The following is a 19,802-nucleotide window of genomic DNA, read 5'->3' as shown; positions in this document are numbered from 1 at the left end:
CCCCTGCCGACAAGCCGCTACGATCGAACGGAGTTCGACGATGGTTGTGCACTCCCTGCACAAGATCATGGCTGCGCTCGCCGTCTGCGCCGGTCTCGCGGTCGTCGTGGGTGTGCCCGCCGCCGTGGCCGTCCAGGGCGAGAGCGCCACGGCCAGGGTGTTCCAGGCGCCCTACGCACCGCAGCCGTAGCTGATCGGTCCCGAGGCCGGGTTCGCGCGCACGCGGGCTCGGCCTTGAGGCACAGTGGACGGCGTGAGCAACGAAGTGTTGCGCCTGCGTGCGCCGCGGCACCAGGTGAGCCGCAAGTCGATCACCCTCTGGACCCTGCACGCGCTGATCGGCTGGGCGGTGCTGCTCGTGCCGCAACTGGTCGCGCTGATCTTCGCCGCCTCGCCGTGGCAGGTGACCGCCGCGGTCGCGACCCTCGTGCTCGGCACCGCGCACACCCTGGTCATGCCGCGGTGGCGGTACCGGGTGCACCGCTGGGAGGCCACCCCGGACGCGGTGTACACGCTGGCCGGCTGGCTGAACCAGGAGTGGCGCATCGCGCCGGTCTCGCGCATCCAGACCGTGGACACCAAGCGCGGTCCCCTGCAACAGCTCCTCGGGCTGTCCACGGTCACCGTGACCACCGCCTCGGCCGCCGGGCCCGTGCTCATCGAGGGCCTCGACCACGACGACGCGGTGCGGTTGGCCGACGAGCTGACCACGACCACGCAGGCCACGCCGGGTGACGCCACGTGAGCACGGACCTGCCCGCCGCGCCCGAGTACGCCGAGCCGGTGGTGGACTGGCACCGGCTGGACGTGCGGATGCTCGTCGTGCGACCGCTGAACGAGCTGCTCGGCCTGGTGCCGCTGTTCGTCGGCCTCATCGTGCTCGGCAAGGGCGAGACGTGGCGGATCCTCCTCAGCGTCGGCGTGATCGTCGCGATCGTGCTGTTCGGCCTGCTGCGCTGGATCACCACGCGCTACCGGATCACCACCGAGCAGGTCGAGATGCACACCGGGCTGCTCGTGCGCAAGCGCTTGGCGGTGCCGCGCGACCGGATCCGAACGGTCGACCTGACCGCCAAGCTCGGGCACCGGCTGTTCGGGCTGTCCGCGATCCGGGTCGGCACCGGGCAGCGCGACCAGCCCGGCGAGGACGGCCTGACGTTGGACGCGGTGTCGTCGGCCGAGGCGGAACGGCTGCGCGTGCTGCTGCTCACCATCGCCAAGGCGGAAACCCCTGCCGTCGCGGAGGAGGAGCGGCCGGGCGTCGTGCTGTCCGAATGGGACAACCGGTGGCTGCGGTACGCGCCGTTGACGTTGTCGGGCCTGGTGGCGGCGGGCGCGCTGTTCGGGTTCGGGATGAACTTCGCGCGGGAGCTGGACATCGAGGTGTTCGAGCCGATGAGCGAGGCCGCGCACTGGGTCGTGGCGCAGCCGCTCGGGCTGACCGTCGCGGTGTTCGCCGCGGTCGTGCTGCTGGTGGCCACGTTCGGCTCGGTGCTGGTGTACGTGGTGCAGTTCTGGGGCTACCGGCTGACCCGTGAGCCGGACGACACGGTCCGCGTGCGCCGCGGCCTGCTCACCACCCGTTCGGTTTCCGTTGCGGAGCAACGACTTCGCGGCGTCGAGCTGGTCGAACCGCTGCTGCTGCGCGCCGGGCGGGGTGCGCACGCCAAGACCGTGACGACCGGCCTGGGCCGCAAGGGCGAGAGCAACCTGCTGCTGCCGCCCGCGCCGGTCGCCGAGGCCCACCGCGTGTCCGCGGAGGTGCTGCGGTCGACGACCGACAGCGCCGACTGGGCCGCCACCACCGACCGGGCCGGCACTGCTGACTGGGCCGCCACCACTGGACAGCCTGGCACTGCCGAACGGGCCGCCACCACTGACTGGACCGCCACTGCCGAACACGCCGGCACTGCCGAACACGCCGGCACTGCCGAACACGCCGGCACTGCCGAACAGGCCGGCACCGGTGACCGGGACGGCACCAATGACCCGGTCACCACCGCTGACCGGGCCGGGGCGTCGCCTACGCGGACGCCGTTGCGCCGGCACCCGATCGCGGCCCTGCGCCGCCGGATGGTGCGCGCCGTCGTGCCGCTGCTCGTGCCGGCGGCCGTCCTGGCGTGGTTCGCGCCGAGCTGGACGTGGCAGGTGGTGCTGGCGCTGGTGCCGTTCTCCGCCGCCCTGGGCTGGGACCGCTACCGCTCGCTCGGCCACGCCCTGACCGACCGCCACCTCCTCGCCCGCGCCGGCTCGGCGGTCCGCGAAACCGTTGCGCTGCAACGCACCGGCATCATCGGCTGGCGCATCTCGCGCTCGTTCTTCCAACGCCGCGCGGGCCTGGTCACGATCACCGCCACCACCGCGGCGGGCGACGGCGCGTACCACGTGGTCGACGTGGGCGAGGCCGACGGCCTGGCGCTCGCCGACGAGGCCGTGCCGGGCCTGCTGCGCCCGTTCCTGGAGCGGTGAGCGGGGTGTGCCGGCAGCGGAGGCGCTAGCCCGCTGAGCGGAACGTGGTGCGGTAGGCGCTGGGCGACACGCCGAGCGCCGCGCTCATCTGCTGCCGCAGCGCCGCGCCCGTGCCGAAGCCCGCGTGCCGGGCCACCCGGTCGATGGCCAGGTCCGTGGTCTCCAGCAGGTGCCGTGCCCGTTCGACGCGCTGCTGCGTGATCCACTTGCCGGGGCTCACGCCGGTCTCCTCGCGGAACCGGCGGGTGAACGTGCGGACGCTCATCCGGGCCTGCGCGGCCAGCGCGCGCAGGTCCAGCGGCTCGTGCAGGTGCGCCACGGCCCACGCGCGGGCCTGCGCGGTGGACGTGTCGGCCTGGTCCGGGATCGGGCGGACGATGAACTGCGACTGCCCGCCCGGCCGCCACGGCGGCACGACGCACCGCCGGGCGGCCATGTTCGCCACCTCGCTGCCGTGGTCGTGCCGCACGACGTGCAGGCACAGGTCGACGCCCGCGGCGACGCCGGCCGAGGTCAGCACGTCGCCGGAGTCCACGAACAGCACGTCCGGGTCGAGGTCGACGGCCGGGAACAGGCGGCGGAAGTTGTCCGCGTGCGCCCAGTGCGTGGTGGCCCTGCGCCCGTCCAGCAGGCCGACCGCGGCCAGCACGAACGCGCCCGTGCAGATCGACATCACCCGCGCGCCCCGCTCCGCCGCCGCGAGCAGGGCGTCGCGCACCGCCGGCTCGACCGTGCCGTCCGCCAGCACCTGCGCCCCGTAGTGCACACCGGCCACGATCACCGTGTCCGCCTCCGCCATCAGCTCCAGGCCGTGGTCGGGGGTGATGGCGAACCCGGCCGCGCTGCGCACCGGACGTCCGCCCGGCGTGCAGACCCGCACCCGGTAGTAACGCCGTTCCTGCTCGTCGCGGGCGGCGTTGAGGACCTGCGTCGGCGTGCCGAGGTCGAACGTCACCACCTCGTCCAGCGCGAGCACGGCGACCAGGTGACGGCTCTTCATGGCCGGATTTTTGCACATGATGGCCATCCAGCCACTTTTCGGAACCGGGGCCATCGGTGAGGCTTCCTCACGTGATTCGCAGCAGGCAGAACTGGGCATGGGTGGTCGCCGGCGTCGCCTTCATCGCGCTCGTCGGCGCCGCGGCGTTCCGGGCCACCCCGGGCGCGTTGATCGAACCGCTGCAACGCGAGTTCGGCTGGTCCACGGCCACGATCGGCTTCGCCGTGTCGGTCAACCTCATGCTGTTCGGGCTGACCGCGCCGTTCGCCGCCGCCCTGATGGAACGGCTCGGCGTGCGCAAGGTCGTGGCCTCGGCGTTGACGCTGGTCGCGGTGGGCAGCGGGCTGACCGTGTTCATGACCACGGCCTGGCAGCTGGTGCTGTTCTGGGGCGTGCTGGTGGGCCTGGGCACCGGTTCGATGGCGCTGGCGTTCGTGGCGACCATCACCGGCCGCTGGTTCGTCAAGCACCGCGGCCTGGTCACCGGCATCCTGACCGCCGGCGGCGCGACGGGGCAGCTGGTGTTCCTGCCGGTGGTGGCGGCGTTGTCGGAGTCCTCCGGGTGGCGCAGCGCGTCCGTCGTGGTGTCGGTCGCGGCCCTCGCGGTGGTGCCGCTGGCGCTGCTGTTCCTGCGCGACCACCCCGCCGACGTGGGTGTGCCGCCCTACGGCGGCGACGAGATCGTGCCCGTCCCGCCGTCGACGGGCGGTGCGGCCCGCCGTGCCCTCGGCGCGCTGAGGAGCGCCGCGCGCACCGGACCGTTCTGGTTCCTGGCGGCGGGCTTCGCGATCTGCGGCGCGACCACGAACGGCCTGGTCGGCACCCACTTCATCCCCGCCGCGCACGACCACGGCATGCCCACCACCACCGCCGCGGGCCTGCTCGCCCTGGTGGGGATCTTCGACATCGTCGGCACGGTCCTGTCGGGCTGGCTCACCGACCGCGTCGACTCACGGGTCCTGCTCGCCGTGTACTACGCGCTGCGCGGCGCGTCGCTGCTCGTTCTACCGCAGCTGTTCCACGACTCGGTGCACCCGTCGATGCTCGTGTTCATCATCTTCTACGGCCTGGACTGGGTCGCCACCGTCCCGCCGACGGTGGCGCTGTGCCGGCAGGTGTTCGGCCTGTCCGCCCCGGTGGTCTTCGGCTGGGTCTTCGCCTCGCACCAGATCGGCGCGGCGATCGCCGCCACCGCCGCCGGCCTCACCCGCGACCACTTCGGCGACTACGCGCCGGCCTGGTACGTGGCCGGCCTGCTCAGCATCGGCGCCGCGTTCCTGTCGATGAAGGTCAAGCGCTCACCGGCGCTTGCGGGAGGTCCCGAAGAGGCCACGGGTGATCTCACGGCCCAGCGCGCTCGCGGCTGACCGGAGGAACGACTTCACCGCCGAGTTGCCGAGCACCTGCGACACCACGCCCGGCTCCTCGCGCTCGGCCCGGCGTTCGGGCTCCCGGGGCGGCGCCTCCTCCCGCGCGGGAGGGGGTGCCGCCTCCTCCGGCGCGGGCGGGGGCGCCACCTTCGCCGCCAGCTTCTCGTACGCCGACTCGCGGTCGACGGTCTCGGCGTACTTGGCGTGCAGCTCGGACGTCTCCGCGGCCTGCGTGATCGCGTCCGACCCGATCGTGTCCATCAAGGACCGCGGCGCCCGCAGCCTCGTCCACGCGACCGGCGTCGGCGCGCCCTTCTCGCTCAGCACGGTCACCACGGCCTCGCCGATCCCCAACGACGTCAACGCCTCGTCCAGCTCGTAGTGCGGCGTCGTCGGGTACGTCTTCACCGTCTTCGCCAGCGCCGCCTGGTCCTCCGGCGTGAACGCCCGCAACGCGTGCTGCACCCGTGCGCCCAACTGCGACAGCACCGCGTTCGGCACGTCGGTCGGCAGCTGCGTGCAGAAGAACACGCCCACGCCCTTGGACCGGATCAGCTTCACCGTCTGCGTGATCCGCTCCAGGAACGCCTTGGACGCGTCGGCGAACACCAGGTGCGCCTCGTCGAAGAAGAACACCAGCTTCGGCTTGTCCAGGTCGCCCTCCTCGGGCAGCACCTCGAACAGCTCCGCCAACAGCCACATCAGGAACGTCGAGAACAGCGCGGGCCTGGCCTGCAACTCCGCCAGCTCCAGCAGCGACACCACACCGCGGCCGTCGACCAGCCGCATCAGGTCGCGCGGGTCGAGCTCCGGCTCGCCGAAGAACGTGTCGCCGCCCTGCGCCTCCAGGTTCACCAGCGAGCGCAGGATCACACCCGCCGTCGCCGACGACACCCCGCCGAGGCCCTTCAGGTCCGCCTTGCCCTCGTCGGACGTGAGGTGCCCGATCACCGACCGCAGGTCCTTGATGTCCAGCAGCGGCAGCCCGCGCGAGTCGGCCCAGTGGAAGATCAGCCCGAGCGTGGACTCCTGGGTGTCGTTGAGCCCGAGCACCTTCGACAGCAGGATCGGCCCGAAGCTGGTGACGGTCGCCCGCACCGGCACCGCCGCCCCACCCGTGCCGAGCGACAGGAACTGCACCGGGCACGCCTGCGGCTGCCAGTCGTCACCCGTCTGGGTGGCACGCTCGGTGACCCGCTCGCCGCCCTCGCCCGGACGTGACAACCCCGACAGGTCGCCCTTCACGTCCGCCATCACCACCGGCACGCCCGCCGCCGACAGCTGCTCCGCGATCAGCTGCAACGTCTTCGTCTTGCCGGTGCCGGTCGCGCCCGCGACCAGCCCGTGCCGGTTCAGCGTGGCCAGCGGGAGCCGCACGCGCGCGGTCGGCTCCACCGTGCCGTCCACGAGGACCGCACCGAGTTCGATGGCCGCGCCTTCGGAGGCGTAACCGGCAGCGATGTCGCTCTGGGCCGTCATCGCCCTGAGCGTAATGAGATTGGTAGGGGCCGCCACCCGAAGCGACGCGGGGCCGGCGGGACCGGGCGACTAGGCTCGCGCGGGTGATGGATCGCTTGGTGTGGATCGACTGCGAGATGACAGGCCTCGACCTGGGCAAGGACGCCTTGATCGAGATCGCGGCGCTGGTGACCGACGCGGAGCTGAACGTGCTCGGCGAGGGTGTCGACGTGGTGATCCACGCCGACGACACCGCGCTCGACTCGATGCCGGACGTCGTCATGCAGATGCACGCCAAGTCGGGGCTCACCGAGGAGGTGCGGCGGTCGACCGTGACGCTCGCCGACGCCGAGGCGCAGGTGCTGGCCTACATCAAGGAGTGGGTGCCGGACCCGCGCACCGCTCCCCTGGCGGGCAACTCGATCGCCACCGACCGCGGGTTCATCGCCCGTGACATGCCCGAGCTCGACGCGCACCTGCACTACCGCATGGTCGACGTGTCGTCGATCAAGGAGCTGTGCCGGCGGTGGTACCCGCGCATCTACTACGCGCAGCCGGGCAAGGGCCTGGCGCACCGCGCGCTGGCCGACATCAAGGAGTCGATCCGCGAGCTGGCGTACTACCGGCGGACGGCGTTCGTGCCGCAGCCGGGCCCGTCCTCGGAGCAGGCGCAGGCCGTGGCCGCCGAACTGCTCGCCGCCGACGGTCCGGAATAGGGTCGATTTCAGACCCGGCGGTAGGGCACTGTATGCTTCACGCGCCGGGTCAACCGGTCTTGGTGGGTGTAGCTCAGCTGGCAGAGCACTGGGTTGTGATCCCAGGTGTCGCGGGTTCAAGTCCCGTCACTCACCCCAAGCGGAACGCCCCTCGACGCCCGAGTCGGGGGGCGTCTTCTTTTGCCCTGGAGTTGTCGTGAGCGCCACACTCGTCGCGAAGGACCTGGCCGCCGGGCACGGCGACCGCGTGCTGTTCGAAGGCCTTGACCTGGTCGTCGCACCCGGTGACGTGATCGGCCTGGTCGGCGCCAACGGCGCGGGCAAGTCGACGTTGCTGCGGACGTTGGCCGGCCTGCTGCCCGCCGAGCAGGGTGTGATCCGCCTCTCACCGACCACCGCGACCGTCGGCCACCTGCCGCAGGAACCGGACCGGCGTGCCGACGAGACCGTGCGGGACTTCCTGGCCCGCCGCACGGGCGTGGCGGCGGCGCAGGTCGAGCTGGACCGGGCGACCGAGGCGTTGTCGTCGGGTTCGGGTGACGACGGCTACTCCGACGCGTTGGAGCGGTGGCTCGCGCTCGGTGGCGCGGACCTGGAGGAGCGGTCGCTGGAGGTGGCCGCCGACCTGGGGCTCGACGTCTCGCTCGACCTGCCGATGACCGCCCTGTCGGGTGGTCAGGCGGCCCGGGCGAGCATGGCGTCGTTGCTGCTGAGCAGGTACGACGTGTTCCTGCTCGACGAGCCGACCAACGACCTCGACCTGGACGGACTGGCCCGGCTGGAGCGGTTCGTGACGGGGCTGCGGGCGGGGGTCGTGGTGGTGTCGCACGACCGCGAGTTCCTGGCCCGCACGGTGACGCGGGTCGTGGAGCTGGACCTGGCGCAGCAGCAGGTGCGCTCCTACGGCGGCGGCTACGAGTCGTACCTGGAGGAGCGGGAGATCGCCCGCAGGCACGCGCGTGAGGAGTACGAGGAGTACGCGTCCACGCGGTCGTCGCTGGAGGAGCGCGCCCGGGCGCAGCGGGCGTGGATGGAGAAGGGCGTGAAGAACGCCCGCCGCAAGGCGCCCGACAACGACAAGATCGGGCGCAAGTTCCGCACCGAGGCGACCGAGAAGCAGGCTTCGAAGGCGCGGCAGACCGAGCGCCTGATCGAACGCCTGGACGTGGTCGAGGAGCCGCGCAAGGAGTGGGAGCTGCGGATGGAGATCGCCGCCGCGCCCCGGTCCGGTTCGGTGGTGTCGGTGCTGCGGGCGGCGGTGGTGACCCGCGGGTCGTTCACGCTGGGGCCGGTGGACCTGCAGGTGGACTGGGCGGACCGGGTCGCCATCACCGGGGCCAACGGCTCGGGCAAGTCGACGTTGCTGGCGGCGCTGCTGGGCCGCGTCCCGTTGACCTCGGGTTCGGCGTCCCTCGGCTCGGGCGTGGTGGTCGGCGAGATCGACCAGGCGCGTGGTTTGTTCCTGGGCGACGAGCCGTTGCTGGACGCGTTCGGCGCGGCCGTGCCGGACGTGCCGCCCGCCGACGTGCGCACGTTGCTGGCGAAGTTCGGGCTCAAGGCGGCGCACGTGCTGCGGACGGCGGCGTCGCTGTCGCCCGGTGAGCGCACCCGTGCCGCGTTGGCCCTGCTCCAGGCGCGCGGGGTCAACCTGCTCGTGCTGGACGAGCCGACGAACCACCTCGACCTGCCCGCGATCGAGCAGCTGGAGTCCGCGCTGGACTCCTACCAGGGCACCTTGCTGCTGGTCACCCACGACCGCCGGATGCTGGACGCGGTGCGCACGACCCGCCGCCTGGCCGTGGCGGCGGGTCGCGTCACCGAGCTGTAGAGCCCTAGCGGTTGCCCTTGACCCACTGGTCCCACGGGATCTGCCAGTCGCCGAAGCCGTCCCACGACTCCAGCACCGGGCCGCCCGAGTTGGTGACGATCACGACGTCGCCCTGCTTGGAGTTGTCGAACACCCACTTGGCGTTCTCGGGCGAGAGGTTCAGGCAGCCGTGGCTGACGTTGCGGTGGCCCTGGTCGCCGATGGACCACGGCGCGCTGTGGAAGAAGATGCCGGAGTTGGACATCCGGTAGGCCCAGTCGACCGGGGTGACGTAGCCGCCCGCCTCCAGCGACAGGCCGTAGGTGCGGGAGTCCATCACCATGTGGGCGTGCTTCTCCATCAGCACGTAGGTCCCCGTGGGGGTCGGGTTCTGCGCGTCGCCCATGGAGGTCGGCATGGTGCGCACGACCTGGCCGTTGACCTTGGTCACGACCTGGTGCGTCTGACCGTCCGCCTCGTGCACGACGGCGTCGCCGATAGTGGTGTTGATCACACGGTCTTCTTCGCCGTACACGCCGTTGCCCACGTGCTTGCCGTAGATCTTGGCGTTGATCGTGATCTTGGTGCCGGGCGTCCAGTAGTTCTGCGGCCGCCAGTGCGCCGTCTTCTCGTCGAACCAGTAGAAGGCGCCCTCGACGCGCGGCACCGTGGTGATCGAGATCATCGCCTCGGCGGCGGCCTTGTCCGCGATCGGCTCGTCGAAGTAGAACGCGAGCGGCTGGCCGACGCCGACCGTCGTGCCGTCCTGCGGGTTGACCGACAGGTAGGTCAGCGTGCGCGGCTTGACGGTGGTGAAGGTGGAGGTCTTGGTGACCGGCTTGCCGTCCGCGCCCTCGCCCGTCACGGCCAGCGTGTAGGTCTTCTGGTAGCCGAGCGGCTCGGTGTTGGTCCACTGCAGACCGTCGGGGCTCACCTGGCCGGCCACGGCCTTGCCCTCCGGGTTGGTCAGCGCGACCGACGTGATCTTGCCGTCGGTGGCGGTGGCGACGACCGGCACGCCGGGCTGCACGTCGACCGCCGCGTCCGCGGGGCCCGTGGTCAACGACACGGGCTTGGGCGGCGGTGTCGACGACGTAGTGGTGGTGGTTGATTCGCCGCCCGCGTCCCCCGTCGCGGCCGAGCCGGAAGAACAACTCGTGACCAACGTCGCGACCAGCCCGATCGCGACGATCCCCAGCGCTCGGCGCGCCCCCCGCTTGCGGTACATCCCCGTCCTCCGCTTCGTCCCCAGAACGCCGTGACAGTCCGCAACAGGAGTCTGTCGGCGCCCCTGACAAGGTGACGCCTGGAGGGTTGACGATGTTGCCCGAGATGCTGGATCGTTACCAAGGCGAAGTTCCCCCTGCATCAGGGCGACACACCCACCCTGACCAGGCGATTGGGAGCCCGGTCGGACGCTGTGCTAATGTTCTTCACGTCGGACGGAGCAAGAGAGTCCGAGCGCCGCTAGCTCAACTGGCAGAGCAGCTGACTCTTAATCAGCGGGTTCGGGGTTCGAGTCCCTGGCGGCGCACAACACAGCGAGAGGGTCACCATTCCGGTGGCCCTCTTGTTGTCTTTCCCGGCGATGAACGCCACGAAGGAGTGGGTGGGAACTCGTTCTTCCCACCCACGTCCTCAGGTCGGCGCCTCGGAGGTTCCACCACCGGTACTGCCGGCTCTACCTATGTCGGGTTCCATCAGAGCTCCTCGTTCGAGTCGCGACACCGCTGCGCGGTCGTCATCCGATGCGGCCGGGCCATTGCACAACGCACGCCGAGCCGCCCAGGTCGGCTTCGGCGGCCGTTGCCGTCGGGCCGCCGAGCACGAATGCGACGACGGCGAGTGAACCGATGAGCGGGGCAGCAATCTTCCGCATTGCGCGGGACACGTGGGTACGCACGGGCGCAGTAGATCACCCGCCCCAGTGGTCCGTTCACACGGGGGTGGTCCTCGTCCGGGTGTCACCCACCCGTCAGAGAAGAGCGGCGACACCATTGATGCATAACTATTTTGTTGTCTCACTCAACATTCACTGGATCAGGTGATGTCCTTTCCTGTCAGTTCTTACGCTCAGTGATCTCCCGGGCGGGGGTCCCGGTGAAGTCGGGCGCCGACCCACGAGGCTCAGGAATGGCACTGCGAATGGTCTTCACATCAGCCAGGTGTTCGGTCACCACCTCGGCCTCCACCTCCTGCACCCCTCGCAGCACGCCGGCGGCCAGCCGGAACCGCTCTTCGGCCTCGTCCAACCGCCCGAGGGCCACGAGCGCGTGACCCCAGACGTGCAGCGCGCGCCCCTGCCCCGCACGTGCCCCTAGGACGTGACACGTGGAAACCGCCTCTTCAGCGTGGCCGATCGCCTCACCGAACCGGCCCAGGTCGTACTCCACCTCGGTGAGGGTGACGAGCGCGTCGGCCGTGCGCGCGCGATCACCGCCGATCGGGTGCAGCGCCAGGGCTTCGTGGAGCCGGCGCAGGGCCTCCTCGTGCTCGCCCCGCTCGAAGTGGAGCCGCCCGACGTCCGTGAGGGTGGTCGCCACTCCCCTGATGTGCCCTATCGAACGACGAATGGCGAGCGCCTGGTAGTAGTGCTCCAACGCGAGGTCGTCCTGCTCCGCTTTGCGGTACGCGTTCGCGAGTTCATTCAGGGCGTACGCCTCGCCGTCGCGGTAGCCGGATCTGCGCGTCGCCTCCAAGGTTTCCCGGTACAGCTCGATCGCCGCGCCGACCTCGCCCAGGGCCAGGCGGATTCCGGCCAGGTTGTGCGAGCAGATGAGTTGGATCTCGTGCGCGCCGATCGCCTCCGCCAGGTCCGATCCGGCTTTGAAGTGCTCTTCCGCTTCGGCGTACTTGCACAACCGGTACAGCACCATTCCGACATTGCTGTGCGTGCCGCTCAACGCTTCCAGGTCGCCGAGCGCGGCACACGATTTGAGCGCCGCCCGGTGACTGATGAGGACGTCCTCGAAATGCCCGGACCGGTCGTAGGCCTCGTGGAAATTCGCGGAGAGCCGCCACGCGTGCGCGTGGAATCCGTGGCGCACGGCTTGCGGCACCGCGGCGACCAGGTTCGCCCGCTCCCTGGTCAGCCACCGCAACGCGTCCGACTGGTCCGCGAGCGGCACCGGCTTCGCCGACATGCCGGGCAGTGGCGGCACCGGCGAGGTCTGGGGGTCCAACAAGTGTGCCGCGACCCCGGACGAAGCCAGGTACCAGTCCAGCAGCCGCGTCATCGCGTGCTTGCGCGCCTGCGCGGGCTCGTCGCGGCGCACGAGGTGCAGGGCGTAGCCGTACAGCGTGTCGTGCAGCCTGAACCGCCGCGGCACGGCGCCGTAGTCCAGCAGGTTGCTGCGCACCAGCGTGCTGAGGTGCGCGCTGACCGCGTCGTAGGGCTCGCCCAGGAGCGCGACCGCCGCGTCGACGCAGAACTCGGCCGTCGGGTTCAGCGCCAGCAGCCGGAACATCCGCGCGGTGTCCGCGGGCAGGTCGCGGAACGACCAGGAGAACGCCGCCGGCAGCGTGGCGCTCTCGTCGTCGCTGTCGTGCACCGATCCGAGGATCCCGAGCCCTTCCTGCCCCTTGAAGTCCTCCACGAGATCGCCGATCGGGGTGTCCGGCCGGTTCGCGACGTGCTGCGCGATGATCCTCAGCCCGAGCGGCAGGCCGTCCACCAGACCGGCCAGGTCCCGCAGCGCCGCGGGGTCGGCGTCGGAGCGCTCGCGGCCGATCTCGTTGCGCAACAACGTGATCGACTCCACCGTCGACAGCGGCGGCACGGGCACGAGGTCGACGTGGTCGAGGACCTTCAGCCCCATCAGCCTGGTCCGGCTCGTGATGATCGTGAGGCACTGCGGCGTCGCGGCCAGGACCGGCCTGACCTGCGCGCTCTCGTGCGCGTCGTCGAGCAGGACCAGCATCCTGCGGTTGCCCAGCACCCGGCGGAGCTCGAGCTGCCGCTCGCCGCCGGTGGCGGGTATTCGCTCGGCGCCGAGCGACCTCAGCAGGAACGCCAGCACGTCGTCGGGCGCGACCCGCGTGCCTGGGCTGGCGCCGCGCAGCTCGAGGTACAGGTTGCCGTCCGGGAACCGGTCGCGGTGCCGTGCCGCCCACTTGAGGGCGAGCTGGCTCTTGCCCACGCTCGGCATCCCGTGCAGCGCGACGACCCGGCCCTGGTCGCCCTCGCCGAGCAGGGCGTCGAGCCTGGCCAGCAGGTCGTCGCGGCCGGTGAAGCTGCGCGCGGGCGGCGGCAGCTGGTGCGGCGCCGTCGTGCCCGACACCGCGGTGCTCTCCTGCTTGCGCAGGATGCTCTTGTAGAGGTCCCGCAGCTCCGGCCCGGGTTCGGCGCCGACGTGCTCGAACAGGCGCTGGCAGAACACGGCGTAGAAGTCGAGCGCCGTGGAGTAGCGGCCCAAGGCGTCCAGGGAGCGCAGGTACAGGCCGGCGAACGCCTCGTCCGGGGCCTGGGTCGCGGTGAGCCTGCCCGCTTCCGCCATCACCTCCAGGTGCTCGCCCAGTTGGCGCTGGCTGTCCAGCAACGCGTAAAACGCGGGCATCCGGTCGAATGTCTCCATCTGGTCACGACAATGGTCCGCCCACGCCCCGCCGAGCTCTTCGAGCGGTCGGCCGTTCCACTGCGAAAGCGCCTCGCGCAGCAATGCCTTGGCTTCGCGGTGGTCACCCCGAGAGGCCGCTACCCGACACATCTCCGCCAATTTGCGGAAACGGTGGTAGTCGATCAGGTCCGCCTGCGCCAACACCAACCGATAAGCGATGCCCTCCTTCGGTATCGAGGCGCCTGTCCCCGATTTGGCCAGAATCGAGCGCAGTCTGCTGACGATCGGCTGCAGGTTTCGTTTCACCTGCTCCGGACCGCTGTCCGGCCAGAGCACCTGCGCGATGGTGTCCACTTGGACCGGTCTCGGGAAGTAGTACAGGAGCAATGTGAGCACGCCGCGGTGCTTGGCCGGCCCGAGATCGCAATCATTCCCGTCGATGTGTAATCGCGTCTTGCCGATGATCTTGAACTCCACCAGCGCCACCCTTTCGCTGGCCAACTTGCCCTTGGGCACAGTGTGCTTCACTGGGAGGAAGTTCCGCAGGCTCGTTTACCCATTTTCGTCCGAATTGCCTATTTGGCGGACGGCGATCGGCAGATGCAAGCGGACTGCAAGTTCCCGGCAAACCGGTCCGTCACTCTTCTCCCGAGGGTTGGAGCGCGAGGGGGAGTGCATGACACGTCCAGAGTGGCCGCGAGTGCCGATCGGGCTCGACGCGTCGCAGTGGGTCAGCCGCGCCGGGTGCCTTCCGGTGCTCGCCGTGGTGCACACGGTCACCAGCGGGCAACGTCTGCTGGAAGCCGTGGAGCTGATCGAGACGGACACGAGGCTGCAGGTCGTCTTCACCCAGGCGCCTGACGTCTTCAGCAACGGGGTGGCGGAGTTCCTGCGGTCCACCGGGGGCGTCGTGTGGCCGTGGGAGCTGGCGGTCCGGCAGGAGTTCTCCTTGGCCGTCGCCGCGTCCTACGGCGGGCTGCACGAGCTGCACGCGCCGCTGGTGGTGATGCCGCACGGCGCGGGCTACGGGAAGTCCTTCACCACCGGTGGCGAGCCGGTGGTCTACGGGTTGGACGCACAACGGCTCCTGCACAACGGCCGTGTGCTGGCGAGCGCGCTGGTGCTCGCGCACGACGACGAGCGGGAGGTGCTGCGGCGGCAGTGCCCGCAGGCGCTCGACGTCGCCGTCGTGGCCGGCGACCCGGCCTACGACCGCCTGGTCGCGAGCCTGCCGCGGCGCGACGCGTACCGGGCCGCGCTGGGCATCGAGCCGGGTCAGCAGGCCGTGGTGGTCAGCTCCACGTGGGGGCTGGACTCGCTGTTCGCCAGGTTCGAGGACCTGCTGCCGAGCCTGCTCGAAGAGCTGACGCCGCAAGGGTTCCGCGTGGTGGCTCTGGTGCACCCGGGAGCGTGGTTCGGCCACGGTCGGCGGCAGGTGGACGCGTGGCTCGCGGAGTGCCGGGACGCGGGGCTGGTGGTGGTCGGCCCGCACGTGGACTGGCGGGCCGCGGTGATCGCCGCCGACCACGTCGTGGCCGACCACGGTTCGGTCGGCGTGTACGCGGCGGCCATCGGCCGGCCGGTGGTCCTGGTCGACGCGCCGGTGCGGGTCGCGACGTCCGGCGGGTCCGCGCAGGAGCTGTTGCGGCACCTGGCGCCCAGGCTCCAGGCGGGGTCGCCCGTGCGACCGCAGCTGGAGCTGGCCGCGGCACGTGCGGCCGAACTGGGCGAGGTCGTGCGCGAGCGGCTGACCTCCGAGCCCGGCCGGGCCTCCGCCCGGTTGCGGCAGATCATGTACGAGCTGCTGGACCTCCCCGAACCGGGACGGCACCGCGCCGTGCCGCCGGTTCCGACACCACCCGAGGAGACGCCGTGACCGAACCGATAGTGCGGTGGACGAGCGGGCCGGACCGCTTGGCCGACGTCGTCGTGCGCGAGGTGTCCGGTGTGGACGGTGACGATCCCACCGCCGCGCTGCTGCGCGACAACCCGTTCGCCGCGATGGCCGTCGCCGTGTCTACCGATCGGCTGGTGGTGCGGACCGAGCTCGGCCAGGTGGTCGAGCTCGCGCCCGCGGCCACCGCGGCGCGCTGCCTCGACGTCGAGGCGGTCGTGGCGTCGGCCGCCCAGTCGCTCTACGCGTGGCACGTGGCACGACTCGACCTGCGCGCGCTGCGGTCGCGTGGGCTGCCCGTGTGGTGCGCGGAACACCGGGCACGGCGGTCAGCCGTCGCGTGCGGGTGGCTCCGGGTCGTCGTCGTCCCGGGCGTGCAGTCGTTGAGCGATGCCGTCGGCCTTTGAGGAGCCGATCTCGGTGTAGAGCCGCAGGGCCTGTCTCCAGTGCTCTGCGGCCCGCCCGGGGTCGCCCTGCCGTTCGGCGCACTCCGCGAGCAGTTGGTGGGACTCCGCCATCCCCTGTTTGGAGCCGAGCGCGCTCAGCTCGTCCAGCGCGCTCCGTGCCGTCCGGTCGGCGAGCGGCAGGTCGTCGGCACGCAGGTACGCCGCGGCCTGCGCCACCACGACCCGTGCCTGGTTGTAGGGGTCCGGTGGCTCCAAGCCGCGGAACTGCGCCGTCGCCTCCAGCAACGCCCGCTGCGCCTCGTCGACCCGGCCGAGCCCGGTCAGCGCCCGGCCGAGGTTGATCAGCGTGAGGCCGAGGCTCCGCCGCGCGCCCAGGTCCCGGTTGGTCCGGGCCAACCGCTCGAACAGCCCGACCGCCTCGGCGAGCCTGCCACCGGCCACGTGCAGCAGCGCGAGCGCCTCCTCAGCGTCGGCGGCGCCACGCCGGTCGTCGATCTCCTCGGCGACGGCGACCGACGCCCGCAAGTGCTCCTCGGCCTCCTCGAACCTGCCCACCGTGGTGCACACCAGGCCGAGCCGCTTGAGCATGTCGGCCTCGGCGAGCCGGTTGCCCCACCGGCGTGCCGCCTCCACGCCGCGCCGGTCGACCTCCAGGCGGTCGCGATAGTGCTTGTGGTGCAGGAACAGGGGCCAGAGCACGTCGGACAGCTGCCAGGCCAGCGCCCACCAGCCGCGTTCCTCCGCCACCAGGCCGCAGGTGATGAGGTTCTGCCGCTCCTCCTCCAGCCACGCCAGCGCCGACTCGCGGTCCGCGAACTCCGGCACGCCCTCGGGCCGCGCCAGGAACTCGTAGGCCTGCCTGCGCCGGTGGGGCGTGACGACGAGGTCGGCCGCCATCGCACCGGCGAGGTACCACTCGACCATCCGCCGCACGGCGTGCGCCCGCTCGTCCGGGTCGTCCTCGGAGTTGGCCTTGTTGCGCGCGTGCAGCCGGAGCAGGTCGTGGAAGCGGTACCGGCTCTCGCCGACCGACTCGACCAGGTTGCCGTCCACCAGTTCCTCCAACAACGCGTGCGAGGTGTCCTGCGCCAGCACCGAGGTCGCCACCGAGGCGCCGAACTCGCGACCGGGGTGCAGCGCGAGCCGGCGGTAGAGCGCCGCGGCGGTCGGTCCGAGCGCGCGGTAGGACAGGTCGAAGGTCGTCTGCACGGACAGCTCCGGCGCCGACAGCATCGACAGCCTGCTGCGCTCGTCGCTCAGCTCGGTGACGATCTTCTGCACGGACCACTTGGGTCGGCTGGCGAGCCGCGCGGCGGCCACCCGGACCGCGATCGGCAGGCCGCCGCACATGCCGACCAGCGCCTCGGCCCGTTCGGGATCGTCGTCGATCCGGCGTTTGCCCACCACCTTCGCCAGCAGCCGGACCGCCGACAGCTTGCCGAGCGGACCGACGTCGACCAGTCGTGCGCCCTCGGCCACCAGTCCGGTCAACCGGTTGCGGCTGGTCACCAGGACGGCGCTGGCGGGCGAGTTCGGCGCGAGCGGGCGCACCTGCGCGGCCGAGTAGGCGTTGTCGAGCAGGACCAGGAGCTTCTTGTCCGCGGTCATCGAGCGGTAGAGAGCGGCCTGCTCGGCGATCTCCAGCGGCACCTCCCGGGACGGCACGCCGAGGCTGCGCAGGAACAGGCCGAGCGCGTCCTCCGGCGACACCGGCTCGGATCCGCTGAACCCGGCGAGGTCGACGTAGAGCTGCCCGTCGGTGAACCGGTCGCGCGCGGTGTGCGCCCAGTGCAGCGCGAGGGCGGTCTTGCCCACCCCGCCGGGACCGCTCAGGACCGCGAACATGCGGATTCCGTCGCGCCGGTTGTCGGCCAGCGCCTCGTTCAGCTCGGCCAATTCCGCGGCCCGGTCGGTGAAATGCACCGGAGCGCCCAATAATTGCCGCGGCACCGGCGGCGGTGTGGACGGTGCATTGTGGAACGCTATCCCCCCGTGCACCACGGCCGCCTGCACCGCGCCGCCGGAGACGGACCCCGACAAGGTGTTACCCCGCTGGGCCGCCTGGTCCGGGCCCTGATCTGATCGCGACATCCGCTACCCCCGTGGCGTGTCAATTCGACCAACAACACGACCGTACGGTATGCCAGTACGGAACACATTCCCCTACTTCGGCAATTCGCTCTCCGTTCGGACCAGTGGGATCGTGACCGCGGTCACCCGATTCGATCCCGAGGTAATGAATTAGGGGTCACCCGAACGCGAGCGCGATCCGCCGGGCCGCCAGCAGCCGGGTCCGCCGGACGTCCTGGTCGATCACCGCGTCCGCGTTGCGGTCGAGGCGGTCGTAGGACTTGGCCAGCAGCCAGTGCGCGGCCTCGGTCCCGATCGGGGTCAGCGGGCCCTGGTCGGCCAGGCGGGTGCGGGCGGTGACGACGTCCCTGGTGACGAAGGCGGTGCGCACCTCGCCGCCCGACAGCTCGTCGATCAGGAACACCATGGCGTGCTCGGCGCGGGCGAACGTGTACGTGCAGATCAGGGCCAGGTAGCCGGCGTCGATCGAACGGTCGCAGATCCAGGCCCCGCCGACCACCAGGTCCGGGCCCGCCGGCGTGACGGCGCTCGCCGCCCACTCGCGCGGACGACCGGTGAGCACGGCGGCCAGGACGCGCAGCAGGGCGTGGTTGCGCCGGCTGGGCAGCGACACGGCGTGCTCGATCAGGCCCGCCCAGAACTCCTCGTCCGGCCGGAGGTCCGCGACCGCGCTGCTGACCGTCAGCTCGGCCTCCAGCGGGTCGAGCAGCTGCGGCAGGGCGCGGCAGCGGTGGACGACCTGTCGCTGCGCCACGGTCAGCGGCGTCCCCTGTGGACGGTTCACCACCACGATCGGCCGCCGCTTCGGCACCTGCGTCTTCCGGCTCACCGCGCGAGGCTGGCACGTCGGGGGTCGGGTCGGGCCGCAACGCGCACCGGGTGCGGCGACACCACACCCGAAAGGGGACAATCGGCGGTCGTGGACTCCCTGCGCGAGGCGTTGTGGCGGGCCGCGGCGAATCGCCGGGCCCGGCTGCCGCGCACCTCCTCCCTCCCACCGGCCGAAGTGGACGACGCCGTCCAGGCGGTGCTGAGGCGTGCCTTCGATCACCTCTGGGAGCACGGCTGGCTGCCCTACGACGTGTACGAGGTCGTACGGCGCAACGAGGACGAGCGCACGTTGTCGTTCCTGGTCGACTCGTTGGCCATCGAGGCGTCCCGCTACCCGGCGTTGCACCCGCGCTGGCGGGAGCAGCTGGCGGAGATCGGGGCGACGGTGTGGTGGGACACCTCCCAGCCGCACGTCGACCAGTGGGCGAGCAGGCACATCGAGCTGCGCGAGGACGCCGTGGCCGCCGCGGTGGCGGCGCTGGCGGTGCTGGTCACGTTGCCGGGCCTGCCGGTGATCGTGCCGAAGCCGGGCACGCCGCTGGCCGAGGTCGACCACCACCACGTCGACCCGAAGATCCTCAACCGGGTGCGCGGCCTGTTGGCCAAGGCGGAGTCGACCGCGTTCCCGGACGAGGCGGAGGCGCTGTCGGCCAAGGCGCAGGAGCTGGTGACGCGGCACGCGTTGGAGCGGATGCCCTTGGAGGCGCCGACGACGACGTCACGCCGGTTGTGGCTGGACAAGCGGTACTTCGACGGCAAGGCGCACGTCGTGCACGTGGTCGCGGAGGCGAACCGCTGCCGCGCCGTGGTGTACGACCTGGGGTTCGTGGCGCTGGTCGGCGAGGAGCTCGACCTGGAGATCGTGGAGCTGCTGTCGGCGTCGTTGCTGCTCCAGGCGACGCGGGCGATGGTCGCGGCCGGCGACAAGGCGCGCAAGGGCGACGAGGCGCGGTCGGCGGCGTTCCGCAAGTCGTTCCTGCTGTCCTACGCGCACCGGATCGGGGAACGGCTGCGGACGGCGAACGAGGTGCCCGACGACGACCGGCTGCTGCCCGTGCTGGCCGAGCGCAAGAAGGCGGTGGAGGAGTACTTCGGCGCGATGTTCGCCCGGACCGTCGCCAAGACGACGCCGGTGCGCAGCGCGGCGGGGTGGGACGCGGGCCGTTCGGCCGCGGACCGGGCCAACCTGTCGATCACCTGACC

The 19,802-nt window shown here is 71.4% G+C and carries 15 protein-coding genes and 2 tRNA genes; 11 read left to right on the top strand and 6 right to left on the bottom strand.

Annotated features, from left to right (window positions below; translation table 11 throughout):
• Positions 1 to 40 precede the first annotated feature (40 nt).
• The 3 genes from AB0I91_RS15275 (at position 41) to AB0I91_RS15265 (ending at position 2,469) form a co-directional block, all read left to right on the top strand.
• Complete coding sequence (locus tag AB0I91_RS15275; protein WP_230565996.1) at positions 41 to 190, top strand: hypothetical protein; 150 nt, start codon at positions 41 to 43, stop codon at positions 188 to 190.
• 63 nt (positions 191 to 253) lie between these two features.
• Positions 254 to 745 carry a PH domain-containing protein gene (locus AB0I91_RS15270; RefSeq protein WP_499637207.1) on the top strand — a complete coding sequence of 164 codons (492 nt, stop codon included), beginning with the start codon at positions 254 to 256 and terminating at the stop codon, positions 743 to 745.
• A complete protein-coding gene (locus AB0I91_RS15265) occupies positions 742 to 2,469 on the top strand; it encodes a PH domain-containing protein (RefSeq protein ID WP_499637205.1) in 1,728 nt (575 codons plus the stop codon). Before AB0I91_RS15270 ends, AB0I91_RS15265 begins: the two co-directional genes overlap by 4 nt.
• 25 nt (positions 2,470 to 2,494) lie before the next feature.
• On the opposite strand, the gene AB0I91_RS15260 is transcribed toward AB0I91_RS15265, so the two are convergent.
• Positions 2,495 to 3,469 (bottom strand): GlxA family transcriptional regulator, encoded by a 975-nt coding sequence (locus AB0I91_RS15260; protein WP_498783808.1) that lies wholly within the window; start codon positions 3,467 to 3,469, stop codon positions 2,495 to 2,497.
• A 71-nt stretch (positions 3,470 to 3,540) separates the two neighbouring features.
• On the opposite strand from AB0I91_RS15260, the gene AB0I91_RS15255 reads away from it, so the two are divergent.
• Entirely contained in the window at positions 3,541 to 4,836 is a 1,296-nt protein-coding gene (locus tag AB0I91_RS15255) for an MFS transporter (RefSeq protein WP_498783810.1), read from the top strand.
• Here AB0I91_RS15255 and AB0I91_RS15250 read toward each other — a convergent pair.
• The gene (locus AB0I91_RS15250) at positions 4,768 to 6,318 is read right to left on the bottom strand and encodes a helicase HerA-like domain-containing protein (RefSeq protein ID WP_499613668.1); all 1,551 of its coding nucleotides are present in this window, start codon (positions 6,316 to 6,318) and stop codon (positions 4,768 to 4,770) included. The two genes, AB0I91_RS15255 and AB0I91_RS15250, sit on opposite strands and share 69 nt — an antisense overlap.
• An 83-nt stretch (positions 6,319 to 6,401) precedes the next feature.
• On the opposite strand from AB0I91_RS15250, the gene orn reads away from it, so the two are divergent.
• The 3 genes from orn (at position 6,402) to AB0I91_RS15235 (ending at position 8,841) form a co-directional block, all read left to right on the top strand.
• Positions 6,402 to 7,013 carry an oligoribonuclease gene (gene orn / locus AB0I91_RS15245; protein WP_498783814.1) on the top strand — a complete coding sequence of 204 codons (612 nt, stop codon included), beginning with the start codon at positions 6,402 to 6,404 and terminating at the stop codon, positions 7,011 to 7,013.
• Positions 7,014 to 7,075: 62 nt separating this feature from the next.
• A tRNA-His gene (locus AB0I91_RS15240) sits at positions 7,076 to 7,151 on the top strand.
• A 58-nt stretch (positions 7,152 to 7,209) separates the two neighbouring features.
• Positions 7,210 to 8,841 (top strand): ABC-F family ATP-binding cassette domain-containing protein, encoded by a 1,632-nt coding sequence (locus AB0I91_RS15235; RefSeq protein ID WP_498783816.1) that lies wholly within the window; start codon positions 7,210 to 7,212, stop codon positions 8,839 to 8,841.
• Between the two features lie 4 nt (positions 8,842 to 8,845).
• Here the strand turns inward: AB0I91_RS15235 and AB0I91_RS15230 are convergent, their stop codons facing one another.
• Positions 8,846 to 10,048 (bottom strand): L,D-transpeptidase, encoded by a 1,203-nt coding sequence (locus AB0I91_RS15230; protein WP_498783818.1) that lies wholly within the window; start codon positions 10,046 to 10,048, stop codon positions 8,846 to 8,848.
• A 233-nt stretch (positions 10,049 to 10,281) separates the two neighbouring features.
• On the opposite strand from AB0I91_RS15230, the gene AB0I91_RS15225 reads away from it, so the two are divergent.
• Positions 10,282 to 10,354: transfer RNA gene (locus AB0I91_RS15225), tRNA-Lys, on the top strand.
• A gap of 526 nt (positions 10,355 to 10,880) precedes the next feature.
• Here AB0I91_RS15225 and AB0I91_RS15220 read toward each other — a convergent pair.
• Positions 10,881 to 13,904 carry an ATP-binding protein gene (locus AB0I91_RS15220; protein ID WP_499637202.1) on the bottom strand — a complete coding sequence of 1,008 codons (3,024 nt, stop codon included), beginning with the start codon at positions 13,902 to 13,904 and terminating at the stop codon, positions 10,881 to 10,883.
• Between the two features lie 148 nt (positions 13,905 to 14,052).
• On the opposite strand from AB0I91_RS15220, the gene AB0I91_RS15215 reads away from it, so the two are divergent.
• Complete coding sequence (locus tag AB0I91_RS15215; RefSeq protein WP_498783822.1) at positions 14,053 to 15,252, top strand: NADPH-dependent FMN reductase family protein; 1,200 nt, start codon at positions 14,053 to 14,055, stop codon at positions 15,250 to 15,252.
• Positions 15,249 to 15,677 (top strand): hypothetical protein, encoded by a 429-nt coding sequence (locus AB0I91_RS15210; protein WP_499637200.1) that lies wholly within the window; start codon positions 15,249 to 15,251, stop codon positions 15,675 to 15,677. Before AB0I91_RS15215 ends, AB0I91_RS15210 begins: the two co-directional genes overlap by 4 nt.
• On the opposite strand, the gene AB0I91_RS15205 is transcribed toward AB0I91_RS15210, so the two are convergent.
• Positions 15,600 to 17,600, bottom strand: a complete 2,001-nt coding sequence (locus tag AB0I91_RS15205) for a tetratricopeptide repeat protein (protein WP_499637198.1) — start codon at positions 17,598 to 17,600, stop codon at positions 15,600 to 15,602. The genes AB0I91_RS15210 and AB0I91_RS15205 overlap by 78 nt on opposite strands.
• Positions 17,601 to 17,925: 325 nt before the next feature.
• A complete protein-coding gene (locus AB0I91_RS15200; protein WP_499613681.1) occupies positions 17,926 to 18,597 on the bottom strand; it encodes a hypothetical protein in 672 nt (223 codons plus the stop codon).
• Positions 18,598 to 18,687: 90 nt separating this feature from the next.
• Here AB0I91_RS15200 and AB0I91_RS15195 point away from each other — a divergent pair, with 90 nt between their 5' ends.
• Positions 18,688 to 19,800, top strand: coding sequence for a DUF2786 domain-containing protein (locus AB0I91_RS15195; RefSeq protein ID WP_499637196.1), 1,113 nt, complete (start codon positions 18,688 to 18,690; stop codon positions 19,798 to 19,800).
• The last annotated feature ends 2 nt before the right edge of the window (positions 19,801 to 19,802 follow it).

It is taken from the genome of Actinosynnema sp. NPDC049800, assembly GCF_040656635.1.
Classification (GTDB): Bacteria; Actinomycetota; Actinomycetes; order Mycobacteriales; family Pseudonocardiaceae; genus Actinosynnema.
The sequence above is the reverse complement of the archived record's forward strand: the minus strand, read 5'-3'. Positions and strand labels throughout refer to the sequence as shown.